22 protein-coding genes are annotated in these 23,290 nt (G+C 58.6%); 15 read left to right on the plus strand and 7 right to left on the minus strand.

Annotated features, from left to right (window positions below; genetic code table 11):
* Positions 1 to 12: 12 nt before the first annotated feature.
* The 5 genes from BN873_RS04685 to BN873_RS04705 are packed head-to-tail and all read left to right on the plus strand — an operon-like array spanning position 13 to position 4,569.
* Positions 13 to 1,551: a hydrogenase large subunit gene (locus BN873_RS04685; RefSeq protein WP_048671177.1), complete on the plus strand. Its 1,539-nt coding sequence runs from the start codon at positions 13 to 15 to the stop codon at positions 1,549 to 1,551.
* Positions 1,552 to 1,562: 11 nt separating this feature from the next.
* Positions 1,563 to 2,075 carry an NADH-quinone oxidoreductase subunit B family protein gene (locus BN873_RS04690; RefSeq protein WP_048671129.1) on the plus strand — a complete coding sequence of 171 codons (513 nt, stop codon included), beginning with the start codon at positions 1,563 to 1,565 and terminating at the stop codon, positions 2,073 to 2,075.
* Positions 2,076 to 2,079: 4 nt separating this feature from the next.
* On the plus strand, positions 2,080 to 2,907 hold the full coding sequence (gene nudC / locus BN873_RS04695; protein ID WP_071243997.1) for an NAD(+) diphosphatase: 828 nt from the start codon (positions 2,080 to 2,082) through the stop codon (positions 2,905 to 2,907).
* Positions 2,904 to 3,581 (plus strand): HD domain-containing protein, encoded by a 678-nt coding sequence (locus BN873_RS04700; protein WP_048671131.1) that lies wholly within the window; start codon positions 2,904 to 2,906, stop codon positions 3,579 to 3,581. The genes nudC and BN873_RS04700 overlap by 4 nt, the downstream gene beginning before the upstream one ends.
* Before the next feature lie 55 nt (positions 3,582 to 3,636).
* Positions 3,637 to 4,569: an adenylate/guanylate cyclase domain-containing protein gene (locus tag BN873_RS04705; protein ID WP_171820414.1), complete on the plus strand. Its 933-nt coding sequence runs from the start codon at positions 3,637 to 3,639 to the stop codon at positions 4,567 to 4,569.
* A gap of 32 nt (positions 4,570 to 4,601) precedes the next feature.
* Here the strand turns inward: BN873_RS04705 and BN873_RS04710 are convergent, their stop codons facing one another.
* From BN873_RS04710 to BN873_RS04730, 6 genes are all read right to left on the minus strand, one after another.
* Complete coding sequence (locus BN873_RS04710) at positions 4,602 to 5,336, minus strand: amino acid ABC transporter ATP-binding protein (RefSeq protein ID WP_048671135.1); 735 nt, start codon at positions 5,334 to 5,336, stop codon at positions 4,602 to 4,604.
* Positions 5,329 to 6,291, minus strand: a complete 963-nt coding sequence (locus BN873_RS04715) for an amino acid ABC transporter permease (RefSeq protein ID WP_048671180.1) — start codon at positions 6,289 to 6,291, stop codon at positions 5,329 to 5,331. Before BN873_RS04715 ends, BN873_RS04710 begins: the two co-directional genes overlap by 8 nt.
* 9 nt (positions 6,292 to 6,300) lie before the next feature.
* Positions 6,301 to 7,098, minus strand: a complete 798-nt coding sequence (locus BN873_RS04720) for a transporter substrate-binding domain-containing protein (RefSeq protein ID WP_053085240.1) — start codon at positions 7,096 to 7,098, stop codon at positions 6,301 to 6,303.
* Between the two features lie 133 nt (positions 7,099 to 7,231).
* Positions 7,232 to 7,384 carry a hypothetical protein gene (locus tag BN873_RS20310; protein ID WP_171820415.1) on the minus strand — a complete coding sequence of 51 codons (153 nt, stop codon included), beginning with the start codon at positions 7,382 to 7,384 and terminating at the stop codon, positions 7,232 to 7,234.
* Complete coding sequence (locus BN873_RS04725; RefSeq protein ID WP_048671136.1) at positions 7,374 to 8,624, minus strand: aspartate aminotransferase family protein; 1,251 nt, start codon at positions 8,622 to 8,624, stop codon at positions 7,374 to 7,376. The genes BN873_RS20310 and BN873_RS04725 overlap by 11 nt, the downstream gene beginning before the upstream one ends.
* 140 nt (positions 8,625 to 8,764) lie before the next feature.
* Positions 8,765 to 9,688, minus strand: coding sequence for a sirohydrochlorin chelatase (locus BN873_RS04730; protein WP_048671138.1), 924 nt, complete (start codon positions 9,686 to 9,688; stop codon positions 8,765 to 8,767).
* 154 nt (positions 9,689 to 9,842) lie between these two features.
* On the opposite strand from BN873_RS04730, the gene BN873_RS04735 reads away from it, so the two are divergent.
* The 9 genes from BN873_RS04735 (at position 9,843) to BN873_RS04775 (ending at position 19,981) form a co-directional block, all read left to right on the plus strand.
* Entirely contained in the window at positions 9,843 to 10,601 is a 759-nt protein-coding gene (locus BN873_RS04735; protein WP_048671140.1) for a DeoR/GlpR family transcriptional regulator, read from the plus strand.
* Between the two features lie 146 nt (positions 10,602 to 10,747).
* A complete protein-coding gene (glpK, locus tag BN873_RS04740; RefSeq protein WP_048671142.1) occupies positions 10,748 to 12,259 on the plus strand; it encodes a glycerol kinase GlpK in 1,512 nt (503 codons plus the stop codon).
* Between the two features lie 25 nt (positions 12,260 to 12,284).
* A complete protein-coding gene (locus BN873_RS04745; RefSeq protein WP_048671144.1) occupies positions 12,285 to 13,952 on the plus strand; it encodes a glycerol-3-phosphate dehydrogenase/oxidase in 1,668 nt (555 codons plus the stop codon).
* A complete protein-coding gene (locus BN873_RS04750) occupies positions 13,943 to 15,043 on the plus strand; it encodes an ABC transporter ATP-binding protein (RefSeq protein WP_048671146.1) in 1,101 nt (366 codons plus the stop codon). Before BN873_RS04745 ends, BN873_RS04750 begins: the two co-directional genes overlap by 10 nt.
* 1 nt (position 15,044) lies before the next feature.
* Entirely contained in the window at positions 15,045 to 16,169 is a 1,125-nt protein-coding gene (locus BN873_RS04755) for an ABC transporter ATP-binding protein (protein ID WP_048671148.1), read from the plus strand.
* Entirely contained in the window at positions 16,166 to 17,050 is an 885-nt protein-coding gene (locus BN873_RS04760) for a carbohydrate ABC transporter permease (RefSeq protein WP_048671150.1), read from the plus strand. Before BN873_RS04755 ends, BN873_RS04760 begins: the two co-directional genes overlap by 4 nt.
* A complete protein-coding gene (locus BN873_RS04765) occupies positions 17,043 to 17,855 on the plus strand; it encodes a carbohydrate ABC transporter permease (RefSeq protein WP_048671151.1) in 813 nt (270 codons plus the stop codon). The genes BN873_RS04760 and BN873_RS04765 overlap by 8 nt, the downstream gene beginning before the upstream one ends.
* Entirely contained in the window at positions 17,855 to 18,163 is a 309-nt protein-coding gene (locus BN873_RS04770; RefSeq protein ID WP_048671154.1) for a DUF2160 domain-containing protein, read from the plus strand. The genes BN873_RS04765 and BN873_RS04770 overlap by 1 nt, the downstream gene beginning before the upstream one ends.
* A gap of 87 nt (positions 18,164 to 18,250) precedes the next feature.
* On the plus strand, positions 18,251 to 19,981 hold the full coding sequence (locus tag BN873_RS04775) for an ABC transporter substrate-binding protein (RefSeq protein WP_048671156.1): 1,731 nt from the start codon (positions 18,251 to 18,253) through the stop codon (positions 19,979 to 19,981).
* A 112-nt stretch (positions 19,982 to 20,093) separates the two neighbouring features.
* On the opposite strand, the gene aqpZ is transcribed toward BN873_RS04775, so the two are convergent.
* Positions 20,094 to 20,819: an aquaporin Z gene (aqpZ, locus tag BN873_RS04780; protein ID WP_048671157.1), complete on the minus strand. Its 726-nt coding sequence runs from the start codon at positions 20,817 to 20,819 to the stop codon at positions 20,094 to 20,096.
* Between the two features lie 214 nt (positions 20,820 to 21,033).
* Here aqpZ and BN873_RS04785 point away from each other — a divergent pair.
* The coding region (locus tag BN873_RS04785; protein WP_048671184.1) for a hypothetical protein at positions 21,034 to 23,290 on the plus strand (2,257 nt) is incomplete at its 3' end.

The following is a 23,290-nucleotide window of genomic DNA, read 5'->3' on the forward strand; positions in this document are numbered from 1 at the left end:
ATGGATGCGCTCATGAATAATGCAAAAAACCAACATGCTTCTGGGATAAAAAATATTTTACAGCTTGGGCAGTCTTTTCCTAATCACCACCCCTGGCCGCGTGCACTGATCACCTCGGAAATTTGGCATGAGCTAATTCAGGGACTAGCAAACGGAGCATGGACCCTACTGGGTTTATGGGGAGAACCCGGTGTCGTGCATCTGGCCGTATACGAAGAGGCCAGCGGCACCCTGAGTGTCGCCAGTTTGCCCTGTCCAGACGGGCGGTTTCCCTCAGTGGGTCGCCGCCATCCACCCGCCCAGCGTCTGGAGCGCAGCATCACCGATTTGGTCGGTTTGCAAACGACCGATGCGTCCGATGGGCGGCCGTGGTTGGATCATGGTCGCTGGCCACTAGCGTATCCTCTTGGTACCGCTTCGATACCGCCACGCTCATTAGCCCCGTATCCGTTTTTGCCGGCCGAGGGGGAAAGTCTGCATCAGATTCCAGTAGGGCCAGTCCATGCCGGTATCATTGAACCCGGCCATTTTCGCTTTACGGCGAACGGCGAGGCGGTGGTGCGGTTAGAGGAACGGTTGGGCTATGTCCACAAGGGTATTGAAGCCTTGTTGAACGGTATGCCCCTGGAACGGGCGGCACGATTGGTGAGCCGAGTTTCAGGCGATAGCACAGTTGCTTATGGTCTGGCCTTTGCGCGCGCTGCCGAGGCGGCAACCGAAACGGTCATTCCCGAACGCGCGCACTGGCTGCGGGCATTGATGGCGGAGCTGGAGCGACTGGCCAATCATTGCGGTGATATTGGCGCGATTTGCAACGATGCCGCGTTCGCGTTGATGCTCGCTCATTGTTCGGTGCTGCGCGAGCGGGTGTTGCGCACCAGCGCGACCTGTTTCGGCCATCGCTTGCTGATGGATTGCATCGTACCCGGTGGTGTTAGCGCCGATCTGTCACCGGACGGGATTCAGGCGATGCGTGAGCTGATCACCGAATTTCGCCACCGCTTTCCGCCTTTAATTGATCTATACGACAACACGGCCTCGTTGCAGAATCGCACAGTCAGTACCGGTTTTGTCCGACCAGCCTTGATTAAACAATTCGGTTGCGGTGGTGTCATCGGCCGGGCCGGAGGTCGAGCCTTTGACGCTCGTCGTCAGCCTGGTTACCCGCCTTATGATCAGCTTGACTTTGAGTCACCGGTCTTGACCGACAGCGATGTGAATGCGCGGGTCTGGGTGCGCATTCGCGAGGTGGAGCAGAGCCTGACCCTGATCGAGCGGATTGTGCAGAAATTGCCAACGGGGCCTATAAAGGCGGAGATTCAGCGACCCGGTGAGATCCGTGAGGGTATGGCGCTGGTCGAAGGGTTTCGTGGCGATGTGCTGGTCTGGCTGCGGCTGAACGCCGATGGCACGGTGGCGCGCTGCCATCCGCGTGATCCATCCTGGTTCCAGTGGCCATTGCTGGAAGCTGCTATCGAAAACAACATCGTGGCAGATTTTCCGCTCTGCAATAAATCGTTCAACTGCTCCTATTCGGGGCATGATCTCTAAACTCCGCCACCATGCGTAAGCTCTTGTTCCAAAATATGCTGCGATTGCCCTTAACGGTTGCCGCGCCACCGCCTTCCGCAGTAGCGCTGGCGGAATTGGCAGAAAAAGTGGATCAATCGGCACGACGACGGCTCGGTCGCAGTTTAGCGATACGTCAAGTGGACGCTGGCTCCTGCAATGGCTGTGAGCTGGAGATCCACGCCCTCAATAATCCGTTTTATGATCTTGAGCGCTTCGGCTTTCACTTCGTTGCTTCACCGCGCCATGCCGATGTTTTATTGGTGACCGGACCGGTTACCGCCAACATGCGGGAAGGGTTGGAACGAACTTATCGCGCGACCCCGGACCCTAAATGGGTGGTGGCAGTTGGCGATTGTGGGCGGGATGGCGGGGTTTTCGCCGGTAGCTACGCTTGTGTGGGAGGTATCTCCGCCGTGATCCCGGTTGATCTGCATATTCCGGGCTGTCCGCCGAACCCCATGCAATTGTTGGAAGGGTTGCTCGCACTGTTACAAGTTGCCTGATCCCATGTTGCTGTTGCCCAACGAGTTTCAGCCTGCCTTGCTGCCGGCAGCCAATGAGTCAGAGCCGATTCAGTGGTTCGTGTTCGCCGGTGGCAATCTGTTGGTGCGGCCCACTACTGACGGAGTAGAGCTACCCGTCGCCGCGATCTGGCCGTTTGCCAAGCTGCCGACGATGCGCCGCCTCTACTTGGGGTTGTTGCATGGTCAACCCTGTCATGCCGCCGAAGTAGAGCCGGGTACGCCACCGCCGGGGATGAAGTTTGAAAGTCTGCGCGCTTTATGGTCGCGTCTGGATGACGCGCGGCTGGGCGTGGCTGGCCATGCGGCGCAGTTGATCGAGTGGGATCGTACCCATCAATTCTGCGGTTGTTGTGGCGCCCCAACCCAGCGGCGAGCCGACGAGCGCGCCCGGCATTGCGTCGCTTGTGGCTCGATGGCGTATCCCCGCCTGTCGCCTGTGGTGATGGTCCGTGTGGTGCGAGAGCGACAAATTCTGTTGGCGCGGGCAGCACGGTTTGCGCCCGGCGTCTACAGTGTCCTGGCGGGCTTTGTGGAAGCGGGTGAAACACTGGAGCAGACGATCTGCCGGGAAGTGTGGGAAGAGGTCAATATCCGGGTCGGCAATGTGCGCTATTTTGCCAGCCAATCCTGGCCATTTCCCCATTCGCTGATGATCGCTTTTACTGCCGATTACGCCGAGGGGGATTTGCGGGCGGATGGCCGGGAAATCATTGATGTCGGCTGGTTTTCACCCGATGCCTTACCCGGCTTACCCAGCCCGATGAGCATGGCATGGCGGTTGATTGAGGATTTTGTAGCGGGGAACCGATGATTGGGTTGCCTGAAGGATTGGCCAATGATTCGGCCCGCGATGAAGCGCGGTTCGTGGCACTGTGGGGACGCACTGTCCCGGATTCGGCGGCGGCATCCACGGTTTATGCGCGCTTAAGAGTGCTTTACGCTGAACCTCAGCGCCATTATCACAGTTTTAACCACATCCGGCGTTGCCTGGATGAGTTCGATCCAGCGTCCGACTTGGTGGAAAACCCGGATACCGTTGAGATGGCGCTTTGGTTCCACGACGCGATTTACGTTCCAGGTGCCAAAGACAATGAATTGCGCAGTGTTAAACTGTTTCGCCGATGTGCGGCGGGCTGTGCCAAGCCAATGTTTGCGCGACGAGTGAGCGATCTGATCATGGCGACCACGCATATCGATATCCCCGGCCAGGCGGATGCGCGCTTGATAACCGACATTGATCTTTGTAGCTTTGGGTTACCCTGGGAGCAGTTCGCGTGGGATGGCCAGCAGATTAGGGCCGAATGTCCCCAAACCAGCGATCAAAAATATTTTGCCGGCCTCCTGCGGTTCTTACAGCGCCTCTTAGGTCGCCAGCCGACCTTTTTCCTCACAGATCACTTCGAGCGGCGCTACGGGCAAATCGCGCGGGCGAATACGTTGCGGTTGGTCGAGGAGTTACAGGCTCACGGGTATGATGGCCTCTAACGAGCAAAATTCTCAGGACCACGCGGAAACCGCAGTAGGGGATCTGAGTTCCCTGGTGTCCGTTTTGGATGATCAATCGGCATCGCGTCAGCGAGTGGCGGCAACTGTCCTGTTCGCCGATATTTGTGGCAGTACTCATCTTTTTGAAAAATATGGTGATTTTCAGGCTCGGCAGATCGAAAGCCATATTCTGGATTTGCTTTCAGCCAAAACCATGCAATTTGACGGCACCGTCATCAAGACCATCGGCGATGAGATCATGAGCCGCTTTCCGGATGCGGAACATGCCGTGAACGCCGCCTGTAGGATGCAGGAAACCGTCAAAAGTGACCCAGCGTTAAGCGAGCTGATCATTTCCATCAAAATCGGTCTGCACCATGGTCGGGTGCTGGTGGAGCAGGATGATTTGTTCGGTGACGCGGTGAATCTGGCTGCTCGTATGGTTTCTCAGGCTAAGGCTGACCAGATTATTACGACTCGGGAAACGATTGACTTTCTGCCGGAGGAATTGCAGCGAACCACCCGTAATCTCGGTCAGGCGTGGGTAAGGGGTAAGCAGGATGAAATGGAAATCTTCGAAGTCCTCTGGCAGGAGGAGGGTTCTGGCCTTACCCAAATGGTCAACACCCGCCAACAAGAGGAGGTGCGCAGCCTGCTATTTGCACGTCTGTTCCTAGAGTATCGCGGTGAAAAAATTGAAATCGAACCGAGCGCGCAAGCTTTCAGCTTAGGACGCGGTAATCGCAATAGTTTGGTTGTTGATCAAGAGATGGTATCCCGCAGTCACGCCGATATCCAATTTCGGCAAGGTAAATTTATCCTGATCGATCACAGCACGAATGGGACCTATTTGCTGCTGGAGAACGGTTCCCGCTTTTTGGTCCGGCGTGAGGAATTTACTCTCCATGATCGAGGTTGCATTTGCCTGGGACACGCGGTTGCAGACGATGCTGCTGATGTGATCCGTTACCAGTGCGTCCATGCCTGATCGGCTGGTAGGATTGACTCGAACGCCTAACTTTACAACACCTGTTTTAAGAAGGCTCGCGCTCTGGGTTCTTTAGGCGCGGTAAAAAACTCGGCAGGCGGGGCGTCTTCCAAAATTTTGCCAGCATCCATGAACAGAACGCGCTGGGCGACCTCACGAGCGAAGCCCATTTCGTGAGTCACCACCGCCATGGTCATCCCTTCCCGCGCCAATTGCTGCATTACGTCCAGCACCTCGCCAACCATTTCCGGGTCGAGCGCGCTGGTCGGCTCATCAAACAGCATGACCTTTGGGTCCATGGCCAGCGCACGGGCAATAGCGACCCGCTGTTGTTGGCCACCCGACAGCCGAGAAGGATACTCAGGTGCTTTTTCGGCGATCCCGACTTTGTTCAATAAGGCCATGGCTTTAGCGTCTGCTTCTGCGGCAGTGCGCTTGCGGACGATCCGTTGGGCGAGCGTGACGTTTTCGAAGACAGTCTTGTGCGGGAATAAGTTGAAGTGCTGAAACACCATCCCCACTTCACGGCGCACGATGTTGATATTGGTTTTACTGTCCCCTAAATCCACGCCATCGATAATCACCTGACCGTCGTCGAAGGCTTCCAAGCCATTGAGGCAGCGTAGAAAAGTCGATTTGCCAGAACCGGATGGGCCGATGATCACGACCACTTCGCCTTTGCTGACCTGGGTGGATACGTTGTCCACCGCACGGATTGGCTTACCTCGGCCTGAAAACACCTTGACCAGATTATTGACCTTAATCACTGCGGGCGAACCTCCGTTCGAGCCAGAACAACAACTGTGAGAGTAAGGAGGTGACGACCAGGTACAGCAGGGCTACGGTGAACCAGATTTCGAACGTGGCGAAGCTGGAGGTGATGATTTCCCGGCCGCTCTTCGTTAGATCAGTGATAGCAATCACCGAAACCAGTGATGAGTCCTTGATCAAGCTGATAAATTGGCCAGCCAGCGGCGGGAGTACGCGCTTGAGCGCTTGCGGCAGCACGATGTGAGTCATGGTCTGTGCTGCCGTCATACCCAGTGAGCGCGCCGCCTCGGTTTGGCCTTTAGCGATGGATTGGATGCCAGCACGGATGATTTCGGCAGTGTAAGCGCCGACAAACAGGGCTAAGGCGCCTATGCCGGCTACGATTCGATCCAGATTCAGCACCGTGCCGATGAAGAAATAGAAAATAAAAATCTGCACCAGCAGGGGAGTGCCGCGGATCAGCTCGATATAAAACACCGCCAGACCGCGCAGGGCCGGGTTGGGCGACAGCCGACATAAGCCGGTGATCAAACCGATAAACAAACCAATCAAGCCGGAAACGAAGGAAATCCAGATGGTGACCCACAATCCCCACGACAGCGGCCCGATTTTCCAGTGCCGTTGTGCGCCAATGCCATCACCTTCGGCCACAGGATCGCCGATTTTGACTTTTAGGGTGTCGGTTTCGACGGTCAACGAAACCGCTTGGCCACCGTTGGCAGGCGTGATATCGACCTGACTGTAGGCCCCATTCGGGTTGATTTTATTGATCGTTCCAGCTACCGGCGCGGCTTGGGTGTCCTCAGCCTGATAGAAGAAATATTGTGGCACGCGCGCCCAGCGCCACTCGTAATTCACGCGTTTGGTCGCCACCCACAATCCGATGGCCAAGCCCAGCAGGATCAGCGCCAGCAGCCCATGCCAGGGCCACTGGACGGAGGGTCTTTTCAGGGGCACGACTTATTGCACGTCTTTCAGCCAATCGGTGTTCTTGAACCACTTCTTGTGCAGTTTTTCGTGGGCGCCGTCTTTCTTGGTCTTAACGAGAAAATTATTGAGCGCTTTAAGAAATTCTGGGTCGCCCTTGGCGATAGCCCAGCCGATGGGTTCGTCGGTGAACGGTTGATCGAGAAACACCAGTTTGCCTTCACCGCGTTGGACGTTGGCCACCAGATTATAGGGGGCATCGTAAATGAAGGCATCGACCTTGCCGTTAACGACTTCCATCACGCCTTCGGCCTCGGTTTCGTAGGAGAAATATTTCGCCTTGGCGATATGCTTCTTAGCCGCGATTTCCCCAGTCGTGCCTAGCTTGGAAGCGATCTTGTAGTCGGGGTTGTTGAGGTCTTTATAGGATTTGACTTTGCCGGCCAAATCCTTGCGCAGAAGAACGGTCTGACCGATCAGCATGTAAGGGTCCGAGAAATCCACTTTCTCCTTGCGTTCGTCGGTGATGGTCATCCCGCTCATGATGATGTCGCACTTGTTGGTGAGCAGCGCCGGGATAATGCCATCCCAGGCCGTGCTAACCAGCTCTAATTTAGCCGCACTCAGCTCCTTGGCCATTAAGGCTGCTAAATCAGGATCGAAACCGATGATGGCACCACGCTTATCAGTCATCTCGAACGGCATGTACGCCGGCTCCAGACAAACCCGTAATCCGTCTTTTTTGATTTGCTCCAGCTTACCCGCCCAAACAGGGGCGGTGCCCAAGCCGAGCACGACGAGCGCGGCCAGCGCGACGAGACGGTTTTTCATGCGCAAATACTCTCTTTGGCGGTAGTTAAAATGGAAAAATCAGTCAAACCAAGCCTTGGCCGGCCAAGATCGGCTGAAGAACTGTAAGCATAGTGTAATATTTATTTTAGATGGAAAATCAAGCCATCTCACCTCAGGTCGATTTCCCCTCATCCAGCAATTCCCGGATAATCATTGGCGTGCCGCACTTAGGGCAGTGCGGCATCTCCTCAATGGGGATGTAAATGATGGAGGTGTATCGGCACCTTGGGCATTCGATCTGTACCGGTTCCGCTTTATCGCGCATCCACCACCTCCTGGTTGACCGGGGCCGTTTCCGACACCAGCCGGGCAATAGCCTGCTCGAAGCGCTGCAATCCTGCTTCGATCAGTTCGTCGGGAATGATCAGAGAAGGCGCTAAGCGGACGACATCTGGCCCGGCCACCAGCACCAGCAGACCTTCTTCCAGCGCGGCCTTGATGAAGTCGCGGCTGCGGCCATGCCAGGCTTCGGTCAGCTCGCAGCCCAACAACAAGCCTTTGCCGCGCAGCTCCCGGAATACCTTGAAGCGCTGGTTGATGCGGTGCAGGCCAGCGAGGAATCTCTCGTGCTTGTGGCGCACCCCGGCCAGCAGCGCGGGATCGGCCAGCAATTCCAGCGCTGCACCGGCGACCGCGCAGGCCAGCGGATTGCCCCCATAGGTGGTGCCGTGACTACCGACGGTCAGGCTGGCGGCGATAGTGGAGGTAGTCAACATCGCACTGATCGGAAAGCCGCCGCCGAGGCCCTTAGCGGTGGTGAGAATATCCGGCGTCACCCCATAGCCCATGTAGGCGTAAAGATGACCGGTGCGGCCGTTGCCAGTTTGCACTTCGTCAAAAATCAACAACGCCCGGTGTTGATCGCACAAGGCGCGCACGCCTTCCAGAAATTCCTGGGTAGCGCTGACCACGCCGCTTTCACCTAGCACCGGCTCCACGATCACCGCACAGGTGCGGTCGGAGATGACGGCAGCGAGGGCTGGCAGATCGTTGAATGGAACATGGGTAATGCCCGGCGGCAGCGGCTCGAAGCCCTCGGTGTATTTGGCCTGACCACCGACCGTGACCGTGAACAGGGTGCGGCCGTGGAATGAGGGCGTGAACGCGATGATCTCGCGCTTGTCCGGCCCGCCGTGATCGGTGGCGTATTTGCGGGCCAGCTTGAGCGCGGCTTCGTTGGCTTCCGCCCCGGAGTTGGCGAAAAACACCCGTTCGGCAAAGGTCAATTCACAGAGCCGACGGGCCAGCTTCAAGGCCGGTTCGTTGACCAGCACGTTGCTGACATGCCAGAGCTTCTGCCCCTGTTCAGTCAGTGCCGCGACCAACTTTGGATGGGCGTGCCCCAGCACGGTGACGGCGATACCGCCAGCAAAGTCGATGTAGTCTCGGCCTTCCTGATCCCACAGGCGCGAGCCTTCGCCACACACCGGCACTATCGCCGCCGGAGCATAGTTGGGCGTCATGACGTCATCGAACAGCGCGCGGGTGATGGGAGACTGATTCATCGTGCAGATCCTAAGCCGTATTAAAAAACCAAATATTACTCGAAAGCGCTAGGTGCCAACGCTAGATCAAGGATTATTTCGAACAATCCAAAACAACGCAAAATTAATATCCTGGCACCAACGAGCTGTGGGGCAGGTTCTCAAAGGCCATGCTGATGATCGTGGTGATGATCGTGGTGGTGATCGTGGTGATGATCGTGATCATGGCCGGTTTGCGGCGCACCTTGCCAGTCTTCGCGGCCGACGACAGATGCACGGTACGAGCAGAACAGACAATTCATGTGGGCTTGGCCTTTTTCAGCCTCATGCAACCGCTCCAGAAAGGTGGCGACTACCAGCGGATGGGCATTCAAATAGGGCGCAACGACCGCCTGCACGTCAGGGTGACGATTTTGATAATCGGCCACGGTGGCACGCACCTGCTCGACCAGGCGACCAGTGAACAACAAATACGGAAAGACGATCACACGTTTGAAGCCCAGGCGGTGGATTTGTTCCAGCGCATCCGCCATCAGCGGCGCGGCCACAGCGGTATAGGCGGTTTCCGCCCAGCCGAAGCCCATGCCTTCCCACAGGATGCGGGTGATTTTGCTGATGTTGGAATTGGCGTCGGGGTCGGAACTGCCGCGCCCGATCACCAACAACAGCGTGTCCTTACGCTGGTAATCCGCGCCGAAGTTGCTTTCGATGCTTTCAATCCGCTCTCGCGCGACTTGCAGCAGGTTGGGATGAACGCCTAAATCTGCACCGAAACTGACGTGCATTTCCGGGTGCTCGTCCTGAAAAGCCCTGAGCAATACCGGTAGATCATTTTTGACATGGCCGGCGGCCATCAGCAGGGCCGGTAATGCCGTGATATGGCGGAAACCTTGTTGACGTAACTGTTCCAGAGCGTCCGGCACGCTGGGTTCGACCAGTTCCAGAAAGCCGGCCAGACAGGTGCGGTCAGGCAAGGCTTGCTGCAACTGCGCCGCCAAGTTGTGAAATTCGGCTACACCGGCGGCGAGCCGGGTGCCGTGACCGATCAACAAAACGGCGGGGTGAGAGGGCAGGGGCTGAGTCATCGGGATAATGAGGGTAGAGAGTGGAAGGTGATTGGCTATGATTGTACAAAGCGCGCCGCAGTATTGTTGAATCTTTTACTCGGTTGCTTATTCGTTTCCGCGCGGTGTTGATAAAGCGAAGGGCTGTTGGTCAGCCTGAATAAGGACCAAGCGCATGAATCTGAACCACCGACAGCAGGACATTCTGCAACGGGTACGACAAACCGGCTCAGTCGCTATTGAGGAACTAGCCAGCCAATTTGATGTTACCCCGCAAACCATCCGCCGTGACATCAACATTCTGTGCGAATCGGGGTTATTGCGCCGCTTCCACGGTGGCGCGGGCTTGCCGTCCAGTGTGGAGAACATCGCCTATCCGACCCGACAGGTGTTGCATCACGAGGAAAAGCGCCGCATCGGTCGGCTGGTGGCCCAACATATTCCCGATCAGTCCTCACTGCTCATCAATCTCGGCACCACCACTGAGGAGGTCGCCAAGGCACTGGTGGATCACGCCGACATGCGGGTGATCACCAACAACCTCAATGTCGCCTTGTTGCTGTCCGACAATCCCAGTTTTGAAGTCATTGTCGCCGGTGGCGTGGTGCGGCGGCGGGATCGCGGTGTGATCGGCGAAGCGACCATCGATTTCATCAAACAGTTCAAGGTCGATTTTGGCATTATCGGCATTTCCGGCATCGATCTGGATGGCACCTTACTCGATTTCGATTACCGCGAAGTGCGGGTATCGCAAGCCATCATCGCCAATTCTCGCCAGGTGTTGCTGGTCACCGATCACAGCAAATTCGGCCGCAACGCAATGGTCAGGCTCGGTTCTCTCTCGGAGGTTGACATGCTGTTTACCGATCAGCCGCCGCCAGCGGCGATGAGCGAGTTATTGGCGCAGGCGGAAGTCCAGGTGTTCGTGGCCTGATCGTAGGTTGGCATGATTTTCATTTTTGTTCGAATTAAAAAATTTTTTTCGTTATTTGCGCTTTAATGCTCATTTAAGCTCGCTATACTGTTTATAAAGTTTCTTTTGAAGAAATCTGAAGGGCGATCACCAAAAGAGGCGAGCCAATGAGCGCGGGTTATGTGCTGGCCATCGACCAGGGTACGACCGGTTCCACCGTACTGATTTTCGATCATGACGGCCAGATCAGGGGTCGGGCTTATTCGGAATTTACCCAGCATTACCCCAAGCCGGGCTGGGTGGAGCACGACGCCGAGGAAATCTGGCTGGTCACCGTGAAGGTGATCGCCGAGGCGTTGCGGGCGGCCAATATCCGCGCCAGCGAACTGTGCGCTATCGGCATCACCAACCAGCGGGAAACGGTGGTGCTGTGGGATCGGGCCACCAGCCAACCCGTCGCCAACGCCATCGTCTGGCAAGACCGCCGCACCGCCCGCTTTTGCGATGAATTGAAGGAACAAGGGCTGGAAGAAACGGTGCGCCGCAAGACCGGCCTGGTGATTGACCCCTATTTTTCCGGCACCAAGGTCAAGTGGCTGCTGGATAACGTGGCCGGGTTGCGCGAGCGCGCCGGACGCGGCGAGATCGCTTTCGGCACCATTGATTGCTGGCTGGTGTGGCGGCTGACCGGCGGCAAAGCGCACGTCACCGACTACTCCAACGCCTCGCGCACCTTGCTTTACAACATTCAGGACCTGCGCTGGGACGAGGAGATTCTCGACCGGCTGGAGATTCCAAAAGCCATCCTGCCGGATGTCAAACCGTCCGCTTGCGTGTACGGCGAAACCGACCCGGAGGTGTTTTTCGGGACGCGGCGGATTCCGGTGGCGGGCATCGCCGGTGACCAGCAGGCGGCTTTGTTCGGCCAGGCCTGCCACAGTCCGGGCCTGGCCAAAAATACCTACGGCACCGGCTCGTTCTTGCTGATGAATACTGGAACCAAGCTGGTGTTCAGCAAGGAAAAGCTGTTGACCACCATCGCCTGGGGGATCGGCGATGAACCGGTTGAATACGCGCTGGAAGGAGCCATCTTTATTACCGGCGCGGCGGTGCAATGGCTGCGGGACGGTTTGAAGCTGATCGGCTCGGCGGCGGAAATCGAGGAACTCGCCCGCTCTGTTCCGCACAACGAAGGCGTCTATTTCGTGCCGGCGCTGGTTGGGCTGGGTGCGCCGCATTGGGATCCTTACGCGCGCGGTCTGTTGATTGGTCTCACCCGTGGCAGCACGCAAGGGCATATCGCCCGCGCCGTGCTGGAGAGCATCGCCTATCAAACGCGCGACGTGATCGAAGCGATGCAGCGCGATTCCGGCATCACCTTGCAAGAGCTGCGTTGCGACGGCGGTGCGGCGGTCAACAGCCTGTTGATGCAGTTTCAGGCCGACATTCTCGGCGTGCCGGTGGACGTGCCGCGCATCGTCGATACCACCGCGCTGGGGGCGGCTTATCTGGCCGGTCTGGCGGTCGGATTCTGGGAAAGCCGGGCCGAACTGGCCCAGAAATGGCAATTGGCTCAGCGCTATACGCCGCAACTTGCTGAAGCGGAACGCGAGCGGCTGTTCCGGCGCTGGCACCAGGCGGTAGAGCGCGCCAAAGGCTGGGCGCTGGATGATGACTGAACCAGGGTCTGGCAAGCACAGACCAATGACCCTGCGCGAAAACAACGTCCGCAAGCTGGAGCAGGGCGTTTACGATGTGCTGATCGTCGGCGGCGGTATCAACGGCGCGGTGTCCGCAGCGGCGCTGGCGGGCAAAGGCGCACGGGTGGCGTTGATCGACCAGCGCGATTTCGCCGGGTTCACCAGCCAGCAATCGTCCAACTTGGCCTGGGGCGGGATCAAATATCTGGAAAGTGGCGATTACGGTTTGGTCAGAAAGCTGTGTATGAGCCGCAACCATCTGATCGACAGTTATCCGTCCCGCGTCAAGGAAATCCGCTTTCTCGCCACCATCGACCAGGGTTTTCGCTGGTCGTCGTTATTTCTGTGGGCGGGGACTTGGGTTTATTGGCTGTTCGGTAACGGCTTCACCCGGATTCCGCGTTTGTTGGGCAAACGGACTATTGCCCGTGAAGAAACGGTTATCGATCTCGGTAATGCCGCAGGCGGGTTCGAGTATTCCGACGCCTATCTGTGCGATAACGATTCACGCTTCGTCTTCCAATTCGTGCGCTCGGCGATGGATCGGGGCTGCATCGCCGCCAATTACGTCGATGCGCTCGGCGCCCGGCGCGAGGATGGCCTTTGGATGAGCCGCGTCCGCGATCTCGATAGCGGCCGCGCTTTTGATGTCCGCGCCAAGGTGCTGATCAACGCCGCCGGGCCGTTTGTCGATGAATTCAATCAACGCAGCGGCGAGCAGACCGAGCATCACCATCTGTTTTCCAAAGGCATCCATTTAATTGTGCCGAGAATCACCCCCAGCGCGCGGATTCTGGCCTTCTTCGCTGATGATGGCCGCTTATTTTTTGCCATCCCAATGGGCGCGCGCACCTGCATCGGTACCACTGACACCCGCGTCGAAAGCCCATTTACCGAAGTGACCGAAGAAGACCGCCAGTTCGTGCTGGACAACATCAACAAACGGCTGCGTTTGCCGCAGCCCTTGACGCGCGCCGACATCATCGCCGAACGCTGTGGGGTGCGGCCGTTGGTGGTGCGGGCCACGGCAGAGGGACAAACCCGCGATTGGATGCAGCTATCGCGCAAACATGAAATCGACGTAAACCGGGCGCAGTCGCACCTCAGCATCTTCGGCGGCAAGCTGACCGATTGCGTCAATGTCGGTAATGAAGTCGCCGACATCGTGGAAAGCTTGGGGATCGCGCTATCGCACCGCCGCTATAAATGGTATGGCGAACCGCACCGCTCGGTGCGAGAAGAATACCTGCATCAAGCGCAATTGATGAATTTGGACAGCTACACTTTTCCCGGAGCGATGGAGAGCCTCACCAGCCGCTTGTGGCGGCGCTACGGCGATAAAGCGTTCCGGCTGTTGGAAGACATCCGCGAAGACCCTCGCCAGGCCGAGGTGCTGATCCAAGGCACCGAATATCGCCGCTGTGAAATCGGCTTGGCCCAGCGTCAGGAAATGATCGTCAAGCTGGAAGATTTTTTGCGGCGGCGCTCCAAAATTGCGCTGGTGGTGCGGCCTGAGAACATTCGGCACGCGCCCGGCTTGATGGACGCCTGCGAGATGCTGTTTGGTGATCATGCCAAGGAAAAATTCGATGAATATTTTCAGGAACCGCTGATGATGGAGCAGCCCGATCAACCCATGAACGAAGCCCGAAACGCCGCACCATGCAATTGACTTTGGAAGGCGTCACCAAGCGCGTTGGTGCGGCCATGCACCTGTATCCGCTGGATTTTGCCCTGCAACCGCACGCAGTCACCGTATTGCTGGGCGCGACCCAGGCCGGTAAAACCACGCTGATGCGCTTGATGGCGGGGCTGGACGTGCCCAGTCAAGGCCGGGTTTTGGTGGATGGCGATAACGTGACCGGCCGACCGGTGCGCGAGCGTAACGTGGCGATGGTTTATCAGCAATTCATCAATTATCCGTCGCTGCGGGTGGCCGATAACATCGCCTCGCCGCTCAAGCTGCGCGGCGGTCTCGACCGCGCCACCATCGACCAGCGGGTGCGAGAACTGGCCGCCAAACTGCATATTGATCCCTTCCTAGACCGGTTACCCGCCGAATTGTCGGGCGGCCAACAACAGCGGGTAGCACTGGCCCGTGCTCTGGCCAAAGAAGCGCCGTTGATGCTGCTGGATGAGCCGCTGGTCAATCTCGATTACAAACTGCGTGAGGAATTGCGCGAGGAACTGTCGGCGCTGTTTGCCAGCGGCGATTCGACGGTGGTCTATGCCACCACCGAACCGACGGAAGCCTTATTGCTGGGCGGTTACACGGCGGTGCTGGATGCGGGCGAACTGCTGCAATACGGCCCGACCGCCGAGGTATTTCACCGGCCGCAGTCGCTGCGGGTCGCCCGCGCCTTCAGCGATCCGCCGATCAATCTGCTGGCCGGCAGCGTGGTGTCATCCGGTATCCAGTTAGCCGCCGAGGTGCCACTGGCCGTACCGTTGGCCGCCGCCAAGACCTTGGCTGATGTAACCGAGCGCAGCGTGACGGTCGGCATCCGCGCGGGCGCGTTGCGGGTGCAGGCGCAACCCGGCGATGTGGCGCTGACGGGTCGGGTAGAATTGGCCGAGATTTCCGGCTCCGATACCTTCGTCCATGTCGCGGCGGCGGTCGGCCCGCTGGTCGCGCAACTGACCGGCGTCCATTATTTCGAGTTGGGCGCGGCGATCAGTTTGTATCTCGATCCGGCGCAGCTCTACGTCTTTGACGCGCGTGGCGCGCTGTTGATCGCGCCCGCCTTTCCAGGAGCGCGCTGACGTGGCCCGCATTGATCTCGATCTCGCCCATTCCTATCTGTCCGATCCGAAGCAGGACAGCGATTACGCGCTGTTGCCGCTACAGATGAGCTTTGCCGACGGTGGCGCCTATGCGCTGCTGGGGCCGTCCGGCTGTGGGAAGACGACTCTGCTCAATATTATTTCCGGCCTGGTGCGGCCCTCGCACGGCGCGGTGCGCTTCGATGGCGCGGACGTGACCGCGCGCAGCCCGCAGCAGCGCAACATCGCCCAGGTGTTCCAGTTTCCGGTGGTCTACGACACCATGACGGTGGCCGACAATCTGGCGTTTCCGCTGCGCAATCGCGGCGTGCCGCCGGAGCGGATCAAAACCCGCGTCGGCCGGATTGCCGAGATGCTGGAACTGAGCGGCCAATTGAATCAACGCGCCGCCCATCTGGCCGCCGACGCCAAGCAGAAGATTTCACTGGGGCGCGGGCTGGTGCGCGAGGATGTCAGTGCGGTGCTGTTCGACGAGCCGCTGACGGTGATCGACCCGCATTTGAAATGGCAACTGCGCCGCAAGCTCAAGCAGATCCACCACGAGCTGAAATTGACGCTGATCTACGTCACCCACGATCAGGTCGAGGCGCTGACTTTCGCCGAACAGGTGGTGGTGATGACGCGCGGCCGGGCGGTGCAGATCGGCACGGCCGCCGAGCTGTTCGAGCGGCCTCACCACATGTTCGTCGGTCACTTCATCGGCTCGCCGGGCATGAATTTCCTGCCGGCGCGCTGGTGGGATGGGGTGGTTGAAACGGCCGGCCACACTCTGCGGGTCGCGCCGGCGTTGGGCGAGGTCTTGCGGGCGGCCGGTGAATTCACGCTCGGCGTGCGACCGGAATACGTGCGCTTGGCGGACGCCAGCGCGGAGGGCGCGCTCATGGCCGAAGTGACCCAGGTTCAGGATATCGGCACCTATTGGCTGCTCACCGCCCGCGTTGGTGAGACGCTGTTGCGAGTGCGGCTCAGTCCGGCCAGCGCCGCGCCCCAGGTCGGCGCTAAGGTTTGGCTGGAGGTGCTGGGGCCACACACCTGTTGCTACGACCGCGACCAACAGTTGATCGCCACCGGATCGGAGTCGGCGGCAGGGGGAGCGAGCGGATGAAGCCGATCAATCAAAAAGCGTGGTGGCTGGTGTTGCCGGTGTTCATCTGCGTCGCCTTTTCGGCGGTGTTGCCGCTGATGACGGTGGTGAATTATTCGGTGCAGGACATTATCTCGCCCGACCGCCGGGTGTTCGTCGGCACCGAATGGTTCGCGGCGGTGATGCGCGACGAGGAATTGCATTCGGCGCTGTGGCGGCAGTTGAGCTTTTCGCTGGCGGTGCTGGCGGTGGAAATCCCGCTCGGTATCGCGCTGGCGCTGTCGATGCCCGCTCGCGGCTGGCAGGCGTCGCTGGTGCTGGTGCTGGTGGCGCTGTCGCTGCTGATTCCGTGGAACGTGGTCGGCACCATCTGGCAGATTTACGGCCGCGCCGACATCGGCCTGCTGGGGGCGGCGCTGGCTTGGCTCGGCGTCGATTACAGCTACACCGGCGACGCCACCCACGCCTGGATCACGGTGCTGGCGATGGATGTCTGGCACTGGACGCCGCTGGTGGCGCTGCTGTGCTATGCGGGGCTGCGCAGCATTCCCGACGCCTACTATCAGGCCGCCCGCATCGACGGGGCCAGACGCTTCGCCGTGTTCCGCTACATCCAACTGCCCAAGCTGCGCGGGGTGCTGATGATTGCGGTGCTGCTGCGGTTTATGGACAGCTTCATGATCTACACCGAACCGTTCGTGCTGACCGGCGGCGGGCCGGGCAACGCGACGACATTCCTGTCGCAATATCTCACGCAAAAGGCGGTCGGCCAGTTCGATCTGGGGCCAGCCGCCGCCTTCTCGCTGATTTATTTCCTCATCATCCTGCTGCTGTGTTTCATCCTCTACAACTGGATGCAGCGGGTCGGCACGGCGGATCGGGAGGGCGCGGGCCATGAATGAAGCGCGCTTCCGCTGGCGGACACTGTTTTTGCTCGGCTATCTCCTCTTCGCGCTGCTGCCGATTTACTGGATGGTCAACATGAGCTTCAAGACCAACCAGGAGATTTTGGCCAGCTTCACCCTGCTGCCGCAACAGTTCACCTTGGCCAATTACGCCACCATCTTCACCGATGCGTCGTGGTATTCGGGCTATATCAATAGTTTGATCTATGTCGCCATCAACATGGTGATTTCGATTGCGGTGGCGCTGCCGGCGGCTTATGCCTTCTCGCGCTACTCCTTCATCGGCGACAAACACGTTTTTTTCTGGCTGTTGACCAACCGGATGACCCCGCCAGCGGTGTTCCTGCTGCCGTTTTTCCAGCTTTACACCACCTTGGGGTTGATGGATACCCACATTGCGGTGGCGCTGGCCCATCTGGTGTTCAACGTGCCGCTGGCGGTGTGGATTCTGGAAGGCTTCATGTCGGGCATCCCGCGCGAGATCGACGAAACCGCCTACATCGACGGCTATTCCTTCCCGCGCTTCTTTTTCACCATCTTCCTGCCGCTGATCAAATCCGGGGTCGGCGTCGCCGCCTTCTTCTGCTTCATGTTCAGTTGGGTGGAACTGCTGCTGGCGCGGACGTTGACCAGCGTGGACGCCAAACCCATCGTCTCGGTGATGACTCGCACCGTGTCCGCCTCCGGCATGGATTGGGCGGTGCTGGCGGCGGCGGGCACGCTGACCATTTTGCCGGGCGCGGTGGTGATCTGGTTCGTGCGCCACTACATCGCCAAAGGCTTCGCGATGGGGCGGGTGTGATGTTCGCCTGGATGGTGTGGACCACGCCGGTCGCGGTGTTTTTCTGCTGCATCGCCTTGATGCTGGTCGGCATGACCGTGTGGGAAATCAAATCGCCGACCGTGTTGCGCAAGGGGTTTTTACCCATCGCGACCACCCGCGGCGACCGCCTGTTCATCGGCCTGCTGACGGCGGCTTACATCAACCTCGGTTTCGTCGGGCTAGCGGGCAAGCTGGCGGAATGGCTGTCGCTCGAACAGGAGCCGAGCATCTGGATCAGCTTTGCGGTTTCGATGGCCGTGCTGGCGTTGATCCTGCGGCGCGGCTGAACGTTTCGGGAATCCGGCCTGGCGCTTCCCCAGGGCCGTGGCGACCCGCATCACCCCGTGGGGAAGCGGATAACGAGGAGAAGAGCGATGAAACTACGTCATACCGCATTGGCTCTGGCCGTCGCGTGCGTGCTGGCCGGGCCGGTTCAAGCGGGCGAAGCCGAAGCGAAAAAGTGGATTGACGGCGAATTCCAGCCGTCCACGCTGAGCAAGGAGCAGCAGTTGGCCGAGATGCAATGGTTCATCGAAGCGGCCAAAAAGCTGCAAGCCAAGGGCGTGAAAGAAATCGCGGTGGTGTCGGAAACCATCACCACCCACGAGTACGAGAGCAAGACGCTGGCCAAAGCCTTTTCCGAGATCACCGGCATCACGGTCAAACACGATCTGATCCAGGAAGGCGACGTGGTCGAGAAACTGCAAACCTCAATGCAGTCGGGCAAGTCGATCTACGACGGCTGGATTTCCGATTCCGACCTAATCGGCACCCACTATCGCTACGGCAAAATCATGAATCTGAGCGATTACATGGCGGGCGAGGGCAAGGATTACACCAATCCGGGCCTGGATATCAAGGACTTCATCGGCACCAGCTTTACCACTGCGCCGGACGGCAAGCTCTATCAGTTGCCCGATCAGCAGTTCGCCAATCTGTACTGGTTCCGCGCCGACTGGTTCGCCCGCAAGGATTTGCAGGACAAGTTCAAGGCCAAATACGGCTATGACTTGGGCGTGCCGCTCAACTGGTCGGCCTATGAGGACATCGCCCAATTCTTCACCGACGACGTGAAGGAACTCGACGGCAAGAAAGTCTACGGCCACATGGATTACGGCAAGAAAGACCCGTCGCTGGGCTGGCGCTTCACCGACGCCTGGCTGTCGATGGCGGGCACCGCCGACAAGGGCATCCCCAACGGGTTTCCGGTGGACGAGTGGGGTATTCGCGTCGCTGAAGATCGTTGCGCCCCGGTCGGCGCTTCCGTCACGCGCGGCGGCGCGGCCAATTCACCGGCTGCCGTCTATGCGCTCACCAAGTACGTGGATTGGATGAAGAAATACGCGCCGAAGGAAGCCACCGGCATGACCTTCGGCGAAGCAGGGCCAGTACCGGCGCAAGGCCAGATTGCTCAGCAGATCTTCTGGTACACCGCCTTTACCGCCGATATGACTAAGGCGGGCTTGCCGGTGGTCAACACCGACGGCACCCCGAAATGGCGGATGGCCCCCGGCCCGAACGGCCCTTACTGGAAGGACGGAATGCAGAACGGCTATCAGGATGTCGGCTCGTGGACCTTCTTCAAGGATCAAGACCCCAATCGGACAGCGGCGGCCTGGCTTTACGCCCAGTTCGTGACCTCGAAGACCGCCTCGCTGAAAAAGACTTTGGTCGGCCTGACCCCGATCCGCGAATCGGACATTCAGTCCCAAGCCATGACCGATCTCGCGCCCAAGCTCGGCGGTCTAGTGGAGTTCTACCGCAGCCCGGCCCGCGTCGCCTGGACGCCGACCGGCACCAACGTCCCCGACTATCCGAAACTGGCGCAACTGTGGTGGAAGAACGTGGCGCAGGCGGTAACTGGCGAGAAGACCCCGCAAGCGGCGATGGACAATCTGGCCGACGAGATGGATCAAGTGATGGCGCGACTGGAGCGGGCAGGCATGGCGCGCTGCGCGCCCAAGCTCAATCCCAAGGGTGATCCGGCTAAGTGGTTGAGCGACACCGGCGCGCCGTGGAAGAAGCTGGAGAACGAAAAGCCCAAGGGTGAAACCATCGCTTACGACACGCTGCTATCGGCCTGGAAGGCGGGCAAGGTACGTTGACGCAGTAGGAAGGCGGGCGGTTTCACGCGGAACCGTCCGCTTGGCTGAATTTCCACCGCAGCGGAACTAAAAAAGGCGCACCGGAGCGCGCCTTTTTGCTGCTGAGCAACGCTCAATCGTCGTTGGGTGCCATCCAGCGATAGACAAAGCCGGCCAGCGCCGCGCCGACAATGGGGGCGACCCAGAACAGCCACAACTGTTGCAAGGCCCAGCCGCCGACAAAGATCGCCTGACTGGTACTACGGGCGGGATTGACCGAGGTGTTGGTCACTGGAATGCTGATCAAGTGAATCAGGGTCAGGCCCAGGCCGATGGCGATGGGGGCGAAGCCGCCCGGCGCATTCTTGTGGGTCGAGCCGAGGATGATGATCAGGAACATGAAAGTCATCACGATTTCGCAGATCAGCGCGGCGTTCATGCCGTATTTGCCGGGTGAGTGATCGTCGAAGCCGTTGGCCGCGAAGCCGCTGGCCACCAGATCGAAGCCCGGCTTGCCGGTAGCGATCATGTAGAGGATGGCCGCGCCGGCGATGCCGCCCAACACTTGCGCGATGATATAAGGCACCAGGTCGGAGGTCGGGAAACGACCGCCTGCCCATAACCCGACGGATACCGCCGGGTTGAGGTGGCAGCCGGAAATGTGCCCGATGGCATAGGCCATGGTCAGCACGGTCAAGCCGAAAGCCAACGACACGCCGACCAGGGCGATGCCGATGTTAAAGTTGTTGGGGCCTACATTGGCCACAAATACAGCGGCTAGCACAGCGCTGCCGCAGCCTCCGAGCACGAGCCAAAGCGTGCCGATAAATTCGGCGGCAAGACGGTTGGTTAGCGGCATATACCTTCTCCAGGTTGATTGGGAACAAATTAAATTTGTTAGCTCAAAGGTCACTCTGCTGTATCATTTTCGTTGTTCATGAAGTGTTCAGTAAATGCGACTTTATAGTGAGTGCGCATCGTCAGGCCTGAACGCTCCCCGAACAGCGCGTGAGGATAGCAGCCTCTACAGCGGAAATCTCGTAAAAATTTTAACAGTGTTTAAGGTGGTTCTGATGACGGAAAGTCAACAAACGGTCTCTGCCGGTCTTCACAAGTGGCGGTTCTTTCGTTCGGGCGGCTTCGATCAAGTCCGTCTTGAGACCGGCGCAGACGTTAAAGCCTTGAATCAACTCGATCCCAAGCTTTGGGCAACGCTGAGTTGCCCGACCAGCGGTCTGGAGTTTGACGATAGAACATTACGCTTAATCGATCATGATGGAGATGGCCGCATCCGCGTGCCGGAGATCATCGGGGCGGTGGAATGGACGGCATCGGTTCTTAAAAACCCTGAGGATATCCTCAAGGGGGCGGAGGCATTACCGTTAGCGGCTATCGATGACAGCACGCCGGAAGGGTTGCAGGTGCTGATTTCTGCCAAGCAGGTTTTGCATCATCTCGGCAAGACCGACGCAGATACCATCACCGTTGAGGATACCGCCGATACCGCCAGTGTATTCGCCAATGCCCATATCGATTCCGATGGTCTGTTGACCGCCGATGTTGCAGAAGACCCGGCGACCAGGGCGGTGATCAAAGACATTATCACCAGTGTCAATCCGGATGCGGCCAACAGCGAGACCCCCACCTTATCCGAGGAGCAAATCAAGCAGTTTTTCGGCGAGGCGCAAGCCTATTCCGATTGGTGGCATCAGCGTGACCGCGATCCCGCGAATCTCTTGCCATTTGGCGAAAAGACCGAAATGGCGATGGGCGCATTCGAAGCGGTCAAAGATAAGATCGACGACTATTTCACCCGTTGTCGGCTGGCCGCTTTCGACGTGCGGGCTACCGTACCGCTCAATCCGGCCCTGACCGAATATGAAGCCTTGGCGGGGCAGAATCTTTCCGCAACGTCCGAGGCTCTTACCGCGTTGCCGCTGGCTAGGATCGAAAGTGGCAAAGCGTTGTCTCTGGAAGGCGGCATCAATCCGGCGTGGGCGGATGCGATGGCGGAATTTCGCACCAAGGTTGCACCGCTCGGCACGCAGGATAAGACCAGCCTGACTGCCGACGAATGGGATGCGCTCTGCGCCAAATTTGCCGCGCACAAGGCGTGGATGGGCAGCAAAACAGGGACTTCGGTCGAAGCTTTGGGCCTGAGTCGAGTCGATGAAATATTGCAAGGGGGCTATCAGGAAAGCCTCGCCGGGTTAGTGGAGAAATATAAAGTCCTGGCGGCGGAAATCAACACGATCACAGCGGTGGATCGTTTGGTTCGCTACCACCGCGACCTGTTTCGCTTACTGAACAACTTTATTTCTTTCCGCGATTTTTATACACCTGGGTATAAGGCCATTTTTCAGGCCGGCACCCTGTTTATTGATGGCCGGAGCTGTGATCTGTGTCTGCGGATCGACGACATGGCCAAGCACGCCGAGCTGGCCAATCTAAGCGGCATCTATCTGGCGTATTGCGAGTGTCGGCGGCGCGGTGGTGAGGAAAAAATGACCATCGCCGCCGCTGTGACCAACGGTGACGCTGATAATCTGATGGTTGGCCGTAATGGGGTGTTTTTCGACCGGCGCGGTAATGACTGGGATGCAAGTATTATCAAGATTATCGAGCATCCGATCAGCGTTCGGCAGGCGTTTTGGTATCCCTATAAACGCATCGGCAAGATGATCGGCGAGCAGATCGAGAAGATGGCTGCTGCTCGTGATAAGGCGGCGATGGATAAAGCAGCCACGAGCGTGGCCGACGCGGCGCAAAAAACGGAGGCGGGTAAAGCGCCAGCGGTGCCTTTCGATGTCGGCAAATTTGCCGGTATTTTCGCTGCCATCGGCCTGGCGGTCGGTGCTATCGGTACGGCCATCGCTTCGGTGGTCACTGGTTTTATGGGCTTGAAAGCGTGGCAAATGCCGCTTGCTATCGTCGGTTTGATCCTGCTGATCTCTGGTCCTTCGGTGGTTATTGCCTATCTCAAGTTGCGCAAGCGTAATCTGGCACCTTTGCTCGACGGTAACGGCTGGGCGGTCAATACGCGCGCTATTGTAAATTTGCCCTTTGGTACGGCGCTGACGCAAGTTGCGGCATTGCCACCCGGCGCCCAGCGTTCCTTTACCGATCCCTTTGCGGAAAAGAAGAAGCCGTGGAAGTTTTATCTGTTCTTATTGGTGCTGTTGGGAGCGATAGCTTTCCTTTGGCACAAAGGCTACTTGCAAGAGTGGCGGGAGCAACTCGCGGTTAAGGAAGCTCCCGCTCCCGCAGCCCCGGCACCGGCTCCCGCACCGGCTCCCGCACCGGCTCCCGCCGCACCGGCGGCGGCGCCAC

Source organism: Candidatus Competibacter denitrificans Run_A_D11 (assembly GCF_001051235.1).
GTDB classification, from domain to species: Bacteria; Pseudomonadota; Gammaproteobacteria; order Competibacterales; family Competibacteraceae; genus Competibacter_A; species Competibacter_A denitrificans.

Coding starts and splice junctions, on each gene's coding strand:
- BN873_RS04700 (WP_048671131.1), top strand. CDS start 2,904: ATGATTGGGTTGCCTGAAGGATTGGCCAATGATTCGGCCCGCGATGAA.
- BN873_RS04720 (WP_053085240.1), bottom strand. CDS start 7,098: ATGAAAAACCGTCTCGTCGCGCTGGCCGCGCTCGTCGTGCTCGGCTTG.
- BN873_RS04690 (WP_048671129.1), top strand. CDS start 1,563: ATGCGTAAGCTCTTGTTCCAAAATATGCTGCGATTGCCCTTAACGGTT.
- BN873_RS04770 (WP_048671154.1), top strand. CDS start 17,855: ATGTTCGCCTGGATGGTGTGGACCACGCCGGTCGCGGTGTTTTTCTGC.
- glpK (WP_048671142.1), top strand. CDS start 10,748: ATGAGCGCGGGTTATGTGCTGGCCATCGACCAGGGTACGACCGGTTCC.
- BN873_RS04765 (WP_048671151.1), top strand. CDS start 17,043: ATGAATGAAGCGCGCTTCCGCTGGCGGACACTGTTTTTGCTCGGCTAT.
- BN873_RS04750 (WP_048671146.1), top strand. CDS start 13,943: ATGCAATTGACTTTGGAAGGCGTCACCAAGCGCGTTGGTGCGGCCATG.
- BN873_RS04730 (WP_048671138.1), bottom strand. CDS start 9,688: ATGACTCAGCCCCTGCCCTCTCACCCCGCCGTTTTGTTGATCGGTCAC.
- aqpZ (WP_048671157.1), bottom strand. CDS start 20,819: ATGCCGCTAACCAACCGTCTTGCCGCCGAATTTATCGGCACGCTTTGG.
- BN873_RS04760 (WP_048671150.1), top strand. CDS start 16,166: ATGAAGCCGATCAATCAAAAAGCGTGGTGGCTGGTGTTGCCGGTGTTC.
- BN873_RS04725 (WP_048671136.1), bottom strand. CDS start 8,624: ATGAATCAGTCTCCCATCACCCGCGCGCTGTTCGATGACGTCATGACG.
- BN873_RS04775 (WP_048671156.1), top strand. CDS start 18,251: ATGAAACTACGTCATACCGCATTGGCTCTGGCCGTCGCGTGCGTGCTG.
- BN873_RS04685 (WP_048671177.1), top strand. CDS start 13: ATGAATAATGCAAAAAACCAACATGCTTCTGGGATAAAAAATATTTTA.
- BN873_RS04735 (WP_048671140.1), top strand. CDS start 9,843: ATGAATCTGAACCACCGACAGCAGGACATTCTGCAACGGGTACGACAA.
- BN873_RS20310 (WP_171820415.1), bottom strand. CDS start 7,384: ATGCGCGATAAAGCGGAACCGGTACAGATCGAATGCCCAAGGTGCCGA.
- nudC (WP_071243997.1), top strand. CDS start 2,080: ATGTTGCTGTTGCCCAACGAGTTTCAGCCTGCCTTGCTGCCGGCAGCC.
- BN873_RS04745 (WP_048671144.1), top strand. CDS start 12,285: ATGACCCTGCGCGAAAACAACGTCCGCAAGCTGGAGCAGGGCGTTTAC.